The organism is Candidatus Magnetominusculus dajiuhuensis (assembly GCF_046044395.1).
In the GTDB taxonomy this organism is placed as follows: domain Bacteria; phylum Nitrospirota; class Thermodesulfovibrionia; order Thermodesulfovibrionales; family Magnetobacteriaceae; genus Magnetominusculus; species Magnetominusculus dajiuhuensis.
On sequence record NZ_JBJUSG010000016.1, the window covers coordinates 1 to 14892 of the forward strand.

General features: G+C 47.8%; 15 protein-coding genes. 12 read left to right on the plus strand and 3 right to left on the minus strand.

The genetic code is table 11. The annotated features are described in order from the left end of the window. Positions 1-342: 342 nt before the first annotated feature. From AB7D94_RS03830 to AB7D94_RS03885, 12 genes are all read left to right on the plus strand, one after another. Entirely contained in the window at positions 343-3486 is a 3144-nt protein-coding gene (locus AB7D94_RS03830) for an ATP-binding protein (protein WP_420264401.1), read from the plus strand. Between the two features lie 142 nt (positions 3487-3628). Continuing rightward, positions 3629-3967 carry a two-CW domain-containing protein gene (locus AB7D94_RS03835; protein ID WP_420264402.1) on the plus strand — a complete coding sequence of 113 codons (339 nt, stop codon included), beginning with the start codon at positions 3629-3631 and terminating at the stop codon, positions 3965-3967. A gap of 246 nt (positions 3968-4213) precedes the next feature. After that, complete coding sequence (locus AB7D94_RS03840) at positions 4214-6082, plus strand: methyl-accepting chemotaxis protein (protein ID WP_420264403.1); 1869 nt, start codon at positions 4214-4216, stop codon at positions 6080-6082. 244 nt (positions 6083-6326) lie between these two features. Further along, complete coding sequence (locus tag AB7D94_RS03845) at positions 6327-6641, plus strand: STAS domain-containing protein (protein ID WP_420264404.1); 315 nt, start codon at positions 6327-6329, stop codon at positions 6639-6641. After that, entirely contained in the window at positions 6634-6999 is a 366-nt protein-coding gene (locus AB7D94_RS03850; RefSeq protein WP_420264405.1) for a response regulator, read from the plus strand. The genes AB7D94_RS03845 and AB7D94_RS03850 overlap by 8 nt, the downstream gene beginning before the upstream one ends. Then, positions 6996-9155 (plus strand): chemotaxis protein CheA, encoded by a 2160-nt coding sequence (locus tag AB7D94_RS03855; protein WP_420264406.1) that lies wholly within the window; start codon positions 6996-6998, stop codon positions 9153-9155. Before AB7D94_RS03850 ends, AB7D94_RS03855 begins: the two co-directional genes overlap by 4 nt. 35 nt (positions 9156-9190) lie before the next feature. Beyond that, positions 9191-9685, plus strand: coding sequence for a chemotaxis protein CheW (locus AB7D94_RS03860; protein WP_420264407.1), 495 nt, complete (start codon positions 9191-9193; stop codon positions 9683-9685). Between the two features lie 11 nt (positions 9686-9696). Further along, positions 9697-10572, plus strand: a complete 876-nt coding sequence (locus AB7D94_RS03865) for a CheR family methyltransferase (protein ID WP_420264408.1) — start codon at positions 9697-9699, stop codon at positions 10570-10572. Continuing rightward, the gene (locus AB7D94_RS03870) at positions 10569-11087 is read left to right on the plus strand and encodes a chemotaxis protein CheD (RefSeq protein ID WP_420264409.1); all 519 of its coding nucleotides are present in this window, start codon (positions 10569-10571) and stop codon (positions 11085-11087) included. Before AB7D94_RS03865 ends, AB7D94_RS03870 begins: the two co-directional genes overlap by 4 nt. Before the next feature lie 31 nt (positions 11088-11118). Then, positions 11119-12192 carry a protein-glutamate methylesterase/protein-glutamine glutaminase gene (locus tag AB7D94_RS03875; protein ID WP_420264410.1) on the plus strand — a complete coding sequence of 358 codons (1074 nt, stop codon included), beginning with the start codon at positions 11119-11121 and terminating at the stop codon, positions 12190-12192. Between the two features lie 52 nt (positions 12193-12244). Next, a complete protein-coding gene (gene nuoI, locus AB7D94_RS03880; protein WP_420264411.1) occupies positions 12245-12925 on the plus strand; it encodes an NADH-quinone oxidoreductase subunit NuoI in 681 nt (226 codons plus the stop codon). Continuing rightward, entirely contained in the window at positions 12922-13320 is a 399-nt protein-coding gene (locus AB7D94_RS03885) for a bacteriohemerythrin (protein WP_420264412.1), read from the plus strand. Before nuoI ends, AB7D94_RS03885 begins: the two co-directional genes overlap by 4 nt. Before the next feature lie 97 nt (positions 13321-13417). On the opposite strand, the gene AB7D94_RS03890 is transcribed toward AB7D94_RS03885, so the two are convergent. Genes AB7D94_RS03890 through AB7D94_RS03900 form a run of 3 tightly spaced genes read right to left on the minus strand, consistent with a single transcriptional unit; the run spans position 13418 to position 14890 of the window. Continuing rightward, positions 13418-13840 carry a hypothetical protein gene (locus tag AB7D94_RS03890; protein ID WP_420264413.1) on the minus strand — a complete coding sequence of 141 codons (423 nt, stop codon included), beginning with the start codon at positions 13838-13840 and terminating at the stop codon, positions 13418-13420. Further along, positions 13827-14252 (minus strand): ExbD/TolR family protein, encoded by a 426-nt coding sequence (locus AB7D94_RS03895; protein WP_420264414.1) that lies wholly within the window; start codon positions 14250-14252, stop codon positions 13827-13829. The genes AB7D94_RS03890 and AB7D94_RS03895 overlap by 14 nt, the downstream gene beginning before the upstream one ends. Further along, positions 14249-14890, minus strand: a complete 642-nt coding sequence (locus AB7D94_RS03900) for a MotA/TolQ/ExbB proton channel family protein (protein ID WP_420264415.1) — start codon at positions 14888-14890, stop codon at positions 14249-14251. Before AB7D94_RS03900 ends, AB7D94_RS03895 begins: the two co-directional genes overlap by 4 nt. Positions 14891-14892: the final 2 nt, after the last annotated feature.

Genomic DNA, 14892 nt, shown 5'->3' on the forward strand with positions numbered 1-14892 from the left:
GGGGGGGGGGGGGCTGCTTTACTATTGTGACACAGTCTGTTCGCAGGAATGACACGGTTTGTTGTACAGTTTCTTGTCTGCAACTTGGAATAATTTTTCGACAATAATTATCGATAATGCAATACGAATTAGTCCACGTAATTATGACACAGTCTGTTCGCAGGAATGACAGATAAAGAAATGGTGTCAGCCTGTCACAGTAAAGAAATAATGCCAGCCTGTCAAGGTGTGTTTGCCATGATTGGATACAAAAAAACTGAATACAAAAAAAACTTGACGAACGTAGATAGGGCAGCGTACACTATAATGGTGGGGGGCAATATGATTTAGGAGTCTTCAAGTATGACTGAGCAGTTTTTCACAAGCAATATGGGGTATGTATATCTTGTCTATGGATTTGCCTTTATATCTATGGGTGCTTTAATCCTTGTTCAACCTAAAACCTACGGACTGTTCAGATTAACAAGAAAAATCTGGTTGCTCGCCATGTTTGCCCTCCTTCATGGCGTAAATGAATGGCTGGATATGGCGGTATTTATATATCCTGCGCATGGCATTCTGAAGATGACGGCTTTTGTTTTTATGATGTTATCGTTTTGCTTCCTGTTTGAATTTGGCAGGCGTTTGGTTAAAACGGATGTGTCTCTGGACAAGTTGTCCAGATTGCTGTCGTGGTGGTTAATGCCGACGGTTTCAGTGCTTATCCTTGTTATCACATTTAGTTCGAGAGAATGGCTCATAACTGGACAAATATTGCCGAGATATTTTATTGCGTTGCCTGGGACTATCCTGACCGCCATCGGCCTGAATGCCTATCGCAAAGAAACAGATAATATTGAGGCATCAAGGCTCAATAGATTTGATACTTATCTTAAGATTGCCGCGGCGTGTTTCATAGCATATGGTTTTTTTGCCGGATTGGTTGTGCCAAAAGGCGGCTTTTTCCCATCGAATATTCTTAATGCCGGGGGCTTTTTATCTGTTGTCCATATCCCCGTTCAGGTGTTTAGGGCAATAGCGGCCTTGATTATTGCCTTTTCTATCGTTGTAATAGTCAGAATAATATCAAAAAATCTTGCTACTATTGATGTCTATAACAATATGGTTAATCAATATAACCTTTATCTTAGTAAAAATATTAGGGACAATAAAATTCTTTCTTATTTAACAGGTTTCCTGTTTATTGCTGCCATTATTATAATGATAATAACAGTCCATTGGATTAAGGACAGGGCAATAAACATTATTCATAATAACGCCTTAGAACGTGTAAATATATATAATAGACATTTAAATGAGAAACTAAGCCATTACGAGGCATTCCCTAAATTACTATCAGGACGTCCTTACGTTATTGAACACGCAAATCGTCCCGGTGAACAACGTAATATGAATGAATATTTATATAATTTCAGCGAATCTATAGGGGCGTCTTTATCTTGTGTAATAAATACCGACGGGATGGTAACCGCGTCAAGCAACTATGATACCCCGGCAAGTCTTGTAGGAAAAAACCTTAGTTACAGAGAATATTTCCAGAGCGCTATGAAAGATATCCCTTTTAAATACGTAGGTATTGGAGCCTTCACAAAAATTCCTGGTTTATTTCTATCATATCCGATAAAGAATGGCAAGGATATAACCGGAGTTGTCGTAGTGAAATTCGACTCCAAAATGTTTATGCCAAATAATGAAGGCAGCAATCAGTTGTTTTTTATTGTAGATAACAACGGGGTTATTTTTTATTCAAGCGATGAGAGATATAATTACTACACAGAAATCCAACTACCTGAGACTGAATTACAGAGGATTAAGGACAATAGGCAATATGCCGATGAGCCGTTGCTGCCGTTACCGATTATAAAAAAATCAGAAGCCAATTCTTTAACGTTTGTTACGATGCGCCATAAAAATCTGTCAGGGAATGGATTCGCTGATGTAGAATATTTGCAGGAAGAGATTTATGATAATAGATTTGATTGGCATGTGGTGTTGTTTACTGATGTTTCTACTATTAGTGGATATGTAAGTAAATCGGCCATGCTTGCATTTATATTAATAGCCGTGGTTTTAATTGGTTGTATATTACTAATTAAGAAAAGTAAAACAAAAATTATGATAATGAATAATTATATAAATTATTTTATAGATGCCTATGGTAGTCTGTCAGAAAAAAATAAGCAAATAGAAAATCATAAAAGAGACGAGGAAATATTAAACTCAGTTCTTTACATATCATTATCACCTGATCCCTTTGAGGTAAAACTACAATCAATATTAAATTTTATATTGATACACTCGCGGAGTTCCTTCCAATCGAAAGGGTGTCTATTTATTTGTAACGAAAAGGCAAAGACACTTCAAATGGAGGTATCGAAAGACTTTAGCAAGGAACAGGCGTTGGCTTGCTCAAATCTTCCCTATGGCAAATGTCTGTGCGGGTTGGCTGCAGCCACAAGAAAAGTTGTGTTCTTATCAGATTGCAATGAAGACGAACATTTGAGTAATTTTGAGAATTCTACCGCGCATGGACATTACTGCATACCCATCATGTCATCTGCGGAATTATTGGGAGTAATAAATATATATGTAGAAGCCGGATATCATCGCAATGACCCGGATGAGCAATTCTTAATGAGTATAGCGCATATACTTGCTGTGGTAATTCAACGCAACAAAGAGATGCAGATACTGGAGATGGACAGGTCGGCAAGTGTTACAACGCTGGCGGCGGGTATAGCTCATGAGATAAACAATCCGCTGTCATTTATTAAGACCTCTGTAAGCACATTAAATAAATATCTCGTAAAAATTGAACCTTTTGTAAGACATTCTCAAATATCGCCCTCGCACGAATCCTTGTCAGGGGAACAAATACAAGCTCTGCAACGAGACAAGATACTTGACATGCTCTCTATGATGGGCAATAAAATCAATTCGTCTAACAGGGGCATAGAGAGGATTATGGAGGTCGTCAATGCCCTGAAGATGTTTTCACGTCTCAACAAGGAAGGATTTACAGACGTTGACATCAACAGGTGCATTGACGAGACATTGTCAATACTAATAACTGGGAGCCGTAACGTGAATATTATTAAGGAATATTCAGAGCTGCCTACGTATCTCTGCGAACCGCAGGCGATGAACCAGTGTTTTTATCATATAATAGAAAACGCTATTCACGCTGTTGATGTTGCCGGGACAGGCAATATAACAATATCCACTTCGCATATACGTGTGGGCGAGGCTCAGGACGAAACAATTCAGGTCAGGATAACCGACGACGGCACAGGCATGTCAGAGGAGACAGTGAAGCGCGCGTTTGTCCCTTTTTATACGACAAAAGAGGTGGGTTCGGGCAAGGGCCTGGGGCTGTCCATAGTGGATGGGGTAATAAAACGCCACGGCGGCACCGTTGATATAGAAAGTACGGTTGGCAAGGGTACGTCTGTAACAATACAACTGCGCCTTGGCCAGAATGTTTAGCCCAATTTTTTTTGGTGGGAACTCCTGTGACAAAAGATACCTTGACAAAATAATTATAAAAGTATAAAATTGCCATAGTCTGGATGATGATAGAATGAAAGGGATATAACGAGAGCCATGACGATGAGCGAGAGCCGTGACTATGATTGAAAAGAAGATACCTAATCCGAGGCCGTTACAGAAAAAGAAGCCGCCGTGTCCGGCGACGATGGCCTTTGAGGCGTTTGCCAAGGCCTTTGAGGGGTTTGAGCAGACCAAAGTCGAGAGGACAAAGTGCTGGGAGTTCTTTAAGTGCGGGCTGCACAAGGTGGGGTTACACAAGCATGGGCAGTGTTCGGCGTTCACTAAGTCCGCTGGAAGGCGCTGCTGGCTGGTCGCTGGCACACTAAGCGGGACAGAGCCGGAGTGTGAAGTCGCCCGAACCCTCAAAAGTTGCAAGGACTGTGAGTTCTATCAGAAAGTAAAAAAGGGCGAGATATAATTTAACGGCTGATGAAGCACCAATGGACGCAGAAAAGTGGACGCGAAGAAGTGGGCGCAAAAAAGACAGACGCAAATGAGCGGTTACAAAAAATTAACAGACTGGCCGCCCCATGCTGGCCGCCCCATGCTGGCCGCCCCATGGAAGCTAATGTCACTGCCTGTCGCTTTACAGGCACTGGCGGTGTGGCATTGCATGTGGGCCAGGCAGTTAGCGGGGGCGCAGTGATGAGAGCAGTGGCGCATATTGACAGGCAAGGCAGCAACTTTGGCAGATAAGGCCGCAGCCTTAACCTCCATTTCGGCAGAGGGGGGTGCCTCCACATCAGGTGGCGGTATTCACATTGAGGTTGACGCGTCGTGGAGCAGATCGCTCCTTAAAATGGCCGATGAGCTTATCGGCATATCAAAGGCGACAGAGACAGAGTTCCTTGAGCTTGGGGCGAGTTTGCAGGATTTTTCCTTCGCGTGCATAGAGAATTCCTCTATGGCCGGCAATCTCGTAAACGCGATAGAAAGCGGCAGCGGTTTCAATGTGCATTCTCTGAAGGAACTCTTCGAAACGGTTTACAGTGAGATAGACACTTCCTCTAAACTGATACTTGAAGGTTCCAGGGAAATGAACCTTATTATAAATGACCTTAATAAGGTCTTAGAGATGGAGGAATTTTTTAAGAAACTGTCAAAAACGATATCCATCATAGGCACATTGATAAGGATAGAGACGGCTCGCGTGGGCAACGCGGAATTCAATATTATGACAGATTTGGTTGATACGCTGGCAAGGCAGATATTAAAAGGCACAGATGAGATAATCTCATCCGTAAGGACGGCAAATACGAGCGTGGTGAATGTAAATGAACAGCTTGCTCCGTTCATAGAGACTGCCGACAGGGAACTTGACTCAGTTAAGAGCCGTGTTAATATTATACTGGGAGAGTTGGACGCGATGTCAACACAGGCCAAGTGGCTGTGTGAGAGGATAAGCAACAGGGCATATTCCATCTCGCCGGAGGTTGGCGAGGTAGTCGCCTCAATTCAGTTCCATGACATAACGCGCCAACAGATAGAACACGTCTCAGAGGCCTTTCACGAAATAGAGGCAAAAATCGGGACATTCGACTCTGAAGACGAAAACGGCAAATTCGTCCTGATAAGGTGGGTATCGGAGGTCATAAAGATACAGATAGGCCAGCTTAATTTTGTCCTCAATGAGACACAAAAGGCCGCCGTAACTATATCCGGCTCTCTGTCGAAGGTTTCAGAGTTGTCAGAGGCACAGGCCGAAGACGCCATAACGATAACCGCTGAGGAGGAATCCGGCAATAATAAAATCACTCTGGTGGGCACGGCGTTGGATGCCCTCGTCAAGGTACTGGTTGCGGTTAATGATATGACGGTAAACCTGCTTGAGTCAATTAAACTGACCAGCACAAACCTTCAGGGGATGACCGGCCAGGTGGCAAATGTCGAGTCAATAAGCGAGAACATGAATCTCCTTGCGATGAACGCGATGATAAAGGTATCGCGCGTGGGGGCTGCCGGAAGGGCGCTTGGCGTTCTCGCCAATGAAATAAGCAATCTGTCAGAAAACGCCAATATCAGGATATCAGACTGCGCGGGGTTGATTAACTCAATACTCAAAAGGTCAGCACAGATTAAGACATACCTGTCAGAGCAGTTGCTCTCTCGTTTAGAGACATCAAAGACAGTTGCTGTGCAGACGCGCCAGGCCATTGAGACTGTTATGGAACAGGATAAGGAAGTCATCTCGTCAATGAATAAGATATCGGCAAGCGCGGCACAGCTCAAGGTAGACATAGAAAACGTCATAAAAAAGATCAATTTCAGCAACATAATACAATGCACCGTCACAGAGGTAATAGCCGAGCTTGAAAGAATCCTTGGCGACGTAATGGCCACAATCCCGGGCCATATACACGACGACGTAAACTATGCGCCTGATTTAAAGGAGATGCTCAGCAGATATACGATGCAATCAGAAAGAAATATCCACACAGGTGCCGCGGCTTCGGAGGATGGGGATTCGCTGCTTTGGGGTGAAAGCTGTGCAAAGCCTGACGACGGGGCAGGCGACAATTTTGAGTTGTTTTAACTATAATGGAATTGATTCAGTTAATAGCAGAACTGGATTCCTGCTTTCACAGGAATGACAAACAGCTTGAAGGCTGCAATGACAACAAATGTCGTCTTCCCCTGTCTGTCATTCCCGTGAAAACGGGAATCCAGAAGGTTATAGAATAGAGAGCCACAGTGTTTTGCAAATGGCTCAATTGAGTGGTTGATAGAATTAAATGTTAAAGAGGAAGAATAATGTTAAATAGTAAGGAGGAGAATAAATGAGCGATTTTCAGTTGAGTAAATCAGGGGAGCTGAGAATTTCGGGCGATGTGACAATTCTGAATGCCGCAGAGGTGAAAGACGCGGTATTGGGGGCGCTGAAAAATTCAAAAAATGTTACCATAGATATCAAGGGTGTCGAGGGAGTTGACTTGTCCTTTCTTCAGATATATTTTGCGGCAAGGCACTCGGCTGAGGCGTCGAAAAAGGGGCTGTCGCTGATAAATCCGCCGGAGGGGTTTTTGAGTTTGATAGAAGACGCCGGGTTTGACCGTTATTTTAATTTCCCGAAATCGGAGGCCGCCAATGGCTAAGGTAATAATGACAGTAGATGATTCGGCAAGCGTGAGGCAGATGGTCGCCTTTACACTGAAGGGGGCTGGATATACGGTCGTAGAGGCCGTTGACGGCAAGGACGCCCTTGCCAAACTGGCCCAGACGCAGATAAACATGATGATAACTGATTTAAACATGCCAAACCTTGACGGAATAGGCCTGATAAAGGGAGTGCGTGCAATGCCGGCCTATAAATTCATACCGATAGTGATGCTCACAACCGAATCTCAGGACAGCAAGAAGCAGGAGGGAAAGTCCGCCGGCGCTACGGGGTGGATAGTAAAACCATTTAAGCCTGACCAACTGTTGGCGGTGGTAAAGAAGGTGCTGGGATGAGCGGCGAAGACGACGGTTTAGACGCAGGACGTGAGGCATTTAAGGAGGAGGCCGCTGAGCTTCTGACAGAGCTGGAGACATCCCTCTTAGAGCTTGAGGAACACCCAACTGATGAGGATTTGATAGGGCGCGTGTTTCGCGCCATGCACACGGTAAAAGGCTCAGGGGCGATGTTCGGATTTGACGACATAGCCGAATTCACACACGAGGTGGAGACGGCCTTTGATATGGTCAGAATGGGAAAACTTGCCGTCACTAAGGAACTGACAAACCTGACACTTCGTGCGCGCGACCAGATTCGCACGATGATAGAGGCCTCTGAGGGCAAGGCAACCGTTGACCACAGCGTCTCTAAGTCCATAATAGGCTCACTGCAGCTTTTGACAAAGGGTGGGTCTGCTAAGGCGGCAGTACAGGAAGCCGAAGAGGCCTCAGAAAAAAAACCGTCTAAGACCGCGTTAGCAGACGGCTCCCACTCAATTACATATCGAATAAGGTTCAAACCCGCCGCTGACCTTTTCATAACGGGGACAAACCCGATATTGCTGCTCAATGAGCTGCGCCAGATGGGAAGCTGCATGGTGATAGCCCAAACAGACGCCATCACGCGCCTTGAGGAATTCAACCCGGAGACGTGCGCGACCTACTGGGACATCATCCTGACGACCACTCATAGCGCTAATGCCATAAAAGATGTGTTTATATTTGTTGACGACATGTGTGAATTACATGTCGAGGTGGTTGATGAGGAAGGGGAATACGACGAGGACGAAGGGTACATGAAACTCGGCGAGATATTGGCGGCGCGTGGCGACGTCAAGGTGGACGAGTTAAAAAAGCTCCTGGGCAAGCAGAAAAAAGTCGGAGAGATACTGGTTGACGCCGGGATTGTGGACAGTGGGCACATAGAATCGGCCCTCGCTGAGCAGCAGCACATAAAGGAAGTCCGCGAACAGCGGCAGAAAACAGCCGACGGCGCGGCAAGCATAAGGGTGCCATCGGAGAGGCTTGACAAGCTCGTTGACCTTGTCGGGGAGCTGGTCACAGTGCAGGCAAGGTTGAGCCAGACGGCGGCCATAAACGGCGAGGTCTTGCTTACCTCCATAGCCGAAGAGGTGGAGCGTCTTACGTGGGAACTGAGGGACGGCACGATGAGCATCAGGATGCTTCCCATAGGGACGACATTCAGCAAGTTTAAGAGACTGGTGCGCGACCTTTCCAATGATTTGGGCAAAGAGATACAGATGACCACAGACGGGGCTGAGACCGAGTTAGACAAAACGGTCATAGAGAAACTCAACGACCCGCTCGTGCATATAATAAGAAACAGCATAGACCACGGTGTGGAAAGGCCTGACGTAAGAGAGGCCGCCGGAAAACCCAGAATGGGCACGGTGCATTTGTCGGCGGGGCATTCGGGTGCGAACGTCCTGATAAAGATAGAAGACGACGGGGCAGGGCTGGACAAAGAGAGAATATTAAAGAAGGCGATAGACAACGGCCTCGTGGCGCCTGATGCCGAGCTGTCGGAGAAGGAGATATTCGGGATGATATTTGCTCCGGGTTTTTCCACCGCCGCAAAGGTAACAAACGTATCGGGGCGAGGCGTTGGGATGGATGTTGTAAAGAAAAACATAGACGCCCTTCGCGGCATCGTAGAGGTAAAGAGCAAAAAGGGCGCGGGGACGACTATCACGCTGAGGCTCCCCCTGACGCTTGCCATAATAGACGGCCTGCTTGTGAAGATAGCCGATGAGGTCTTTGTTATCCCGCTGGCAGTGGTTGAGGAATGCGTGGAGCTGAGCAAAAAAGACATTGAAAGGACGCACGGCAGACATGTCTCAAACGTGCGCGGTGTCCTGATACCGTATATAAGACTTAGGGAGCATTTCCTTATTGACGCCGAAGAGCCTGAGATGGAGCAGATAGTTATAACCGAGGTTGAAGACAAAAAGGTGGGCTTTGTTGTAGACTACGTAATAGGAGAACATCAGACGGTAATAAAGACACTGGGAAGGGTTTTTAAGGACATAGAGGGGGTCTCGGGGGCGACCATACTGGGCGACGGCACGGTGGCCCTGATTATGGACATCCCCAGTCTGGTACGTTCTGTGGCAAGACACGAGCCTGCGATTGCAGAAGCCGTAGGCGTTTAAGGAAAAAACAATAAAGAATCGGGAGGTACCTGGAAATGTCAGCAACCGCAACATCCGAACCGACACAGTATTTGACATTTGAATTGGAGGAAGAGACGTTTGCCCTTGATATATCGAAAGTCAGAGAGGTACTTGAGTTCAGCAGCGTAACAAAGGTGCCGCGCACACCGGAGTTCATGCGCGGGGTAATCAATCTAAGGGGAAGCGTTGTGCCAGTGGTTGACCTCAGATTAAAATTCGGGATGACTCGTACGGAGAAAACAGTAAACACCTGCGTAATAATCGTGGAGGTGTCATTTGAGAGCGAGTCAATGGTGCTGGGGGCGCTGGCGGATTCCGTGCAGGAGGTAATAGAGCTTGAACCGGAGAAGATAGAGCCGGCCCCAAGCATAGGGATGCAGTTGAGGACTGATTTCATAAAGGGCATGGGCAAGCGTGACGAGGAGTTCATAATTATTCTGGATATAGACAAGATATTTACCGCAGACGAACTGGCCTTCGCGCAAGAGGCAAGCCAATCAGCGGCATAGGGTAGGGCGATATGGCAGACGGTTACGATGACGTAAGACGCGAAACCGCGGTTTTGTCTGACAAGGTATTTCGCCGCCTTAGCGATTTTGTGCAAAACGAAGTGGGCATAAAAATGCCCCCCGCGAAAAAGACGATGCTTGAGGCTCGTCTGCAGAGGAGGCTTCGCAAGCTTGGCATCGGTTCATTTGAACAGTACAGCGATTACGTATTCAGTCCCAAGGGTACCGAAAGCGAATTGGTTCATATGATAGACGCGGTGACTACGAACAAGACAGATTTTTTTCGTGAGCCAAATCATTTTGACTATTTAACGAGGCACGCCCTTCCGACGCTTATCGAAAGCACGGGGGCGGGGGCAATGCGTCCGCTGATGCTCTGGAGCGCCGGTTGCTCAACAGGTGAGGAGCCTTATACGCTCACAATGGTACTAAGTGAATTTGCAGAGAGGGCACCCGGCGGGCGGTTCAGCTTCACTATAATCGCAACAGACATTTCCACAAAGGTACTGGGCATAGCAAAAGAGGCAATATACGACGAGGAGAAGATTCAGCCCGTACTGATGCCGTTGAGGAAAAAATACCTCCTAAAAAGCAAAGACACATCAAAGAAGCTCGTGCGCATTGTGCCGGAGCTGAGGCGTAGTGTAATATTTCGCAGGCTGAATTTCATGGATGACGACTTCGGATTCAGAGAGACGATGGACATAGTATTCTGCAGAAACGTGGTAATATATTTTGATAAGCCTACGCAGGAGCGGCTTCTTACGAAGTTCGCAAAGTACTTGCAACCTGGCGGCTATCTTTTCATGGGGCATTCGGAGACTATTGCGGGCCTCAATGTGCCATTTACGCAGGTAGCTCCGACCATATACAGGGTCAGGAAATGAAATTTAAAGAGATGGGATTGCCGCTGGTGTTTCTCAAACCCGGCGAGGTCTATATAACCGGGAAACCGGCGCTGGTGAAAACGGTGCTGGGGTCGTGTGTATCAATAACGATGTTTGAGCCTATGCGGCGTACTGCCGCTATCTGCCACGGTATGCTTCCTGACTGCGTTGGGGAGGGCTGTGGTGAATGTCCTGAGAAACTAAAATACGTTACTTGTTCCATTAAATATATTCTCAACAAGATGCGAGACAGGGGGGTAAACGCCAGGGACATTGAGGTAAAGGCCTTTGGCGGAGGCGATGTCCTCACGTATAAAAATTATGACGCTAAGGCAACAGTGGGAAGGCAAAATATAGACGCGGCGCTGGAAATCCTTGGTGCCCTTGGCCTTAAACCTAAGACATCCGACCTTGGGGGCGACAGGGGGCGCAAGATTTTTTTTAATACACAAACAGGCGAGGTTCTGCTCAGAAAATTGAGGAAGACCGCGGTGGAATGTGGCAGGGTAACTTAATGAGTAAAATATTGGCAATAAAAGGTGGACGATGAGAGATAAAATAAAGGTACTTATAGTGGATGACTCGGCGATAGTGCGCCAGACGCTGTCGGATATCCTGTCCTCTGACCCTCAGATACAGGTTATTGGGACGGCGGCAGACCCGTTTGCCGCGGCAAAGAAGATACAGGAGGAGTTGCCCGACGTAATAACGCTGGATGTGGAGATGCCGCGAATGGACGGCCTGACTTTTTTAAAGAAGTTGATGAGCCAGCATCCGATACCCGTGGTGATGTGCTCATCGCTTACGGAAATCGGTTCTGAGACTGCCTTAAAGGCGATGGACCTGGGTGCCGTTGAGATAATAACCAAGCCGCGCATGGGTACTAAGCAGTTCATTGAGGAATCCAGGATGACAATCTGCGACTCAGTGAAGGCTGCGGCCTCATCAAGGCCGAGGCGTATATCAGCGGTAAGGACTGAAAAAATGGTTGCCCCAAAGCTGACCGCGGACGCGGTGCTGGATAAGCCGACATCAAAGGCGATGATTCAGACAACTGAAAAAGTGGTAATCGTGGGCGCGTCAACGGGCGGTACGGAGGCGTTAAAGGTATTTTTGGAGGATTTTCCAACGGATTGTCCGGGTATCGTAATTGTCCAGCATATGCCGGAGCATTTTACTGCCGCGTTTGCAAGGAGGCTGGACAGCATCTGCCGAATCTCTATAAAAGAGGCGCAGGACAACGATACGGTTATCAGAGGCCATGCCCTCATAGCCCCCGGCAACAAGCATACGCTGATAAAAAGAAGCGGTGCCCGCTACTATGTAGAGGTGAAAGACGGCCCGCTGGTAAGTCGGCATCGCCCGTCAGTGGATGTGTTGTTTCGTTCGGCGGCCAGATATGCCGGCAAAAACGTCGTGGGCGTCATTATGACTGGAATGGGAGACGATGGCGCGCGCGGGATGCTCGAAATGAAAGAAGCCGGGGCAATCACCATCGCGCAGGACGAGGCGTCATGCGTGGTTTTCGGGATGCCCAACGAGGCGATTAAACTTGGCGGTGTGGATAAGGTAATGCCCCTTGACAGGATAACCCGCGAAGTCCTCAGGCTCTGTAATTAGTAGGATGTCCAACCTGCTGGTTGATTTTCCTCTTGACAGAGGGTAGGGCGGAGTGCTAATTTATAACACTATGGAAGACATCGAAACCAAAGTCTCCGAGCCGGTTGTCTCAGCACCCACTGTGGCTGCGCCCGCTGAAAGGCAGTCATATTTAAAAATTATGGCGAAGGCGGCACCGGATAATTGGTTTAAGGGTTTCCTTAAGAGGGTGTTTTTCGTTGAAATCCTCCAGGGGATGTCCCTGACGATGTCATATATGTTCAAAAAGCCTGTCACAAGGCAATATCCAAAGGAAAAACGGGAATCAATGCCGGGCTTCAGGGGGATGCACGCCCTCGTTAGAAAACCCCTTACGCGGCGGGCACGGTGCGTGGGCTGCGGGTTGTGTGCCGCCATTTGTCCCTCTAAGTGTATCACGATATATACGTCCGAGGGGAAGACCCATGAGAAGGTGGTTGACCGGTATGAGATAGAGATTTTAAGGTGCCTGTTCTGCGGGTTATGCGTTGAGGCGTGCCCGTTTCAGGCTATTGTGCTTACAGGACATTACGAATATGCCGACTCCTCAAAGGAGTCCTTTCGTCTGACCAAAGAAAAACTGATGGACAATTGGGACAAATACATGACCGACGAAAAGGGCAAGTTCTATTTTAAGAATTTTTGGGCACCAAGGAAAAGCCATTTTGAGACCCCACCTGACCAGGCCGTTTTTAAAGGCAGACAGGTGAGATGAGCTTTCAGTGGACTGAGAACCTGGCCGTCGGCGTTGAGCTTATGGATGAGCAGCACAAGGAGCTGTTTCAGAGGGTGAACGCCTTTGTCGAGGCGGTAGCGCAGAACAAGGAGAGCGTTTTTGTCGAGGAGCTTATAAAGAATCTTGAGAGTTATATTGAGACCCATCTGACCCTCGAAGAGACATACATGAAGCAGTACGACTACGACGAGGAAGACACAGAGGCTCACCTAAAGCAGCACAAAACCCTGAGGACAAACTTTCAAAGACTAAAAACAGAATACCAGAGAAAAGGCTCAAGCAAGGACTTAAATCAAAAGCTACAAGAGCACCTCTGCAATTGGCTTATAACCCACGTCAGTAAGATTGATAAGAAGCTCGGCGATTATTTGTAGCCAGCCAATGCGGACGCACATTTATAGCCGCGAACGCACATTAGTATCGCGTGGCGCGTTGCCTCAATAAATAGTCGGCGTAGCACCTGTGATTTAATTAGTGGGGATATCCTAAGTCTATAAATAATGTGCCGCTGGCGTTGTCGTTCATCTGTGCGGCATTAGAGTCTGAATTATCGGCAGAGGGGCCTTCGCCGGTGTTGCCGTTAGGCTGTGGGTCAGGTGCCGGTGTGACTGAGACCTGTTCATCTTGCCGGTGTGCCGGTTGCTTAGGCTGTTTTAATTCCATTTTCTTTATCTCACCAGTGCGGGTATCTGTTGGAACCGTTTTATCAGGCGTGTAGAGTTTTATTATCTGCGCGTCTATTGGTTTTGGCATCGGCAAGGGATGTTGGGGTAGCGCGGTGTTAATAATCAGCCCGAATCCCCACAACATGCCTGCCCATATAATCAGAGATATTAAGATAGTCCACGGCAGGCGCCGCCAGGGATTATCAATATGATTATTACTGTCCGGCAAGCGGCTCTTCCCCACGGCTCTTCACCGCGATCATGAAATGCTCCGCCCCGGCGCGCTGCGCCTGAAGCATTGCCTGCACCACCACGCCCTGCGGGGTGTCATTATCCGCGGCAATTACTATATGGCCGCCTTTGCCCTTTAACATTGGCTGCAATCTATCGCTCAGGATGGCAAGGGTTACAGGGGCGTCATTCAGCGCAATAGCGCCGTCTTTGGCTATGGCCAGCGTTACGTCAGAGCTTGACGGCGTTGGAGAGACCGCGCCCTCCGGCAGATTAATCCTCAATGAATGGATGTTTTGCATGGCCAGTGAGGCCAGTATGAATGTGGCCAGAAGAAAGAACATCACGTCTATCATCGGTATGATTTCTATACGCCCACGCTTTGAGCGTCTGCCTTTATGGAATTTCATGCCCCACCCCTGTTTCCCTCGTCTATGCGAAGGCGGTCTATCAGCCGTGTGCCAAGCCGCTCCATCTTATCCATAGTGTTGGCGTGTATGTGCGAAAAGAAGTTAAATGAAAACAATGCGATAAGCGCTATGACTATGCCAAGGGTCGTTGCTATCAGCGCCTGTGCCACACCACCCGTAATCCCTGTTGGATTTACAAGGCCCCCCGTGCCGATCAATTTAAACGACTCCATCATGCCTATAATTGTCCCTACCAACCCCACAAGCGGCGCCGCCGTTACGATGGTCTCCAATATCCACAGCCCCCGGTTCAGTGCCTGTTCTATAAGCTGCGCCTCATCAACCGCCCGTGACTCCACCCACCACGCCGGATTTGAGCGGTTGTCAAGGATAACCTGAAAGAAACGCCTGTAAAAACTGCGCCGCGCCAGAGACGCCATCCTGTCCTGCAGCAGCTCCCACTGAAAGCCATACGTCTCCGCAATGTCCACTATCTGCCCCGGCAGCCCGCAGTAACGCATGTTGACAAATGTCCTGTCAAGCAGGATTGCCACAACCAACACCCCCATGGCAAACAGGGGGTACACCATCAAACCGCCTAACCTCAGGGCCTGAAGCGAGGCCATAAGATATTCCATTG

Bases quoted from the DNA above. Each gene is read 5' to 3' on its own strand.
- AB7D94_RS03830 (WP_420264401.1), top strand. From the start codon at position 343: ATGACTGAGCAGTTTTTCACAAGCAATATGGGGTATGTATATCTTGTC.
- AB7D94_RS03835 (WP_420264402.1), top strand. From the start codon at position 3,629: ATGATTGAAAAGAAGATACCTAATCCGAGGCCGTTACAGAAAAAGAAG.
- AB7D94_RS03845 (WP_420264404.1), top strand. From the start codon at position 6,327: ATGAGCGATTTTCAGTTGAGTAAATCAGGGGAGCTGAGAATTTCGGGC.
- AB7D94_RS03850 (WP_420264405.1), top strand. From the start codon at position 6,634: ATGGCTAAGGTAATAATGACAGTAGATGATTCGGCAAGCGTGAGGCAG.
- AB7D94_RS03855 (WP_420264406.1), top strand. From the start codon at position 6,996: ATGAGCGGCGAAGACGACGGTTTAGACGCAGGACGTGAGGCATTTAAG.
- AB7D94_RS03860 (WP_420264407.1), top strand. From the start codon at position 9,191: ATGTCAGCAACCGCAACATCCGAACCGACACAGTATTTGACATTTGAA.
- AB7D94_RS03865 (WP_420264408.1), top strand. From the start codon at position 9,697: ATGGCAGACGGTTACGATGACGTAAGACGCGAAACCGCGGTTTTGTCT.
- AB7D94_RS03870 (WP_420264409.1), top strand. From the start codon at position 10,569: ATGAAATTTAAAGAGATGGGATTGCCGCTGGTGTTTCTCAAACCCGGC.
- AB7D94_RS03875 (WP_420264410.1), top strand. From the start codon at position 11,119: ATGAGAGATAAAATAAAGGTACTTATAGTGGATGACTCGGCGATAGTG.
- AB7D94_RS03885 (WP_420264412.1), top strand. From the start codon at position 12,922: ATGAGCTTTCAGTGGACTGAGAACCTGGCCGTCGGCGTTGAGCTTATG.
- AB7D94_RS03895 (WP_420264414.1), bottom strand. From the start codon at position 14,252: ATGAAATTCCATAAAGGCAGACGCTCAAAGCGTGGGCGTATAGAAATC.
- AB7D94_RS03900 (WP_420264415.1), bottom strand. From the start codon at position 14,890: ATGGAATATCTTATGGCCTCGCTTCAGGCCCTGAGGTTAGGCGGTTTG.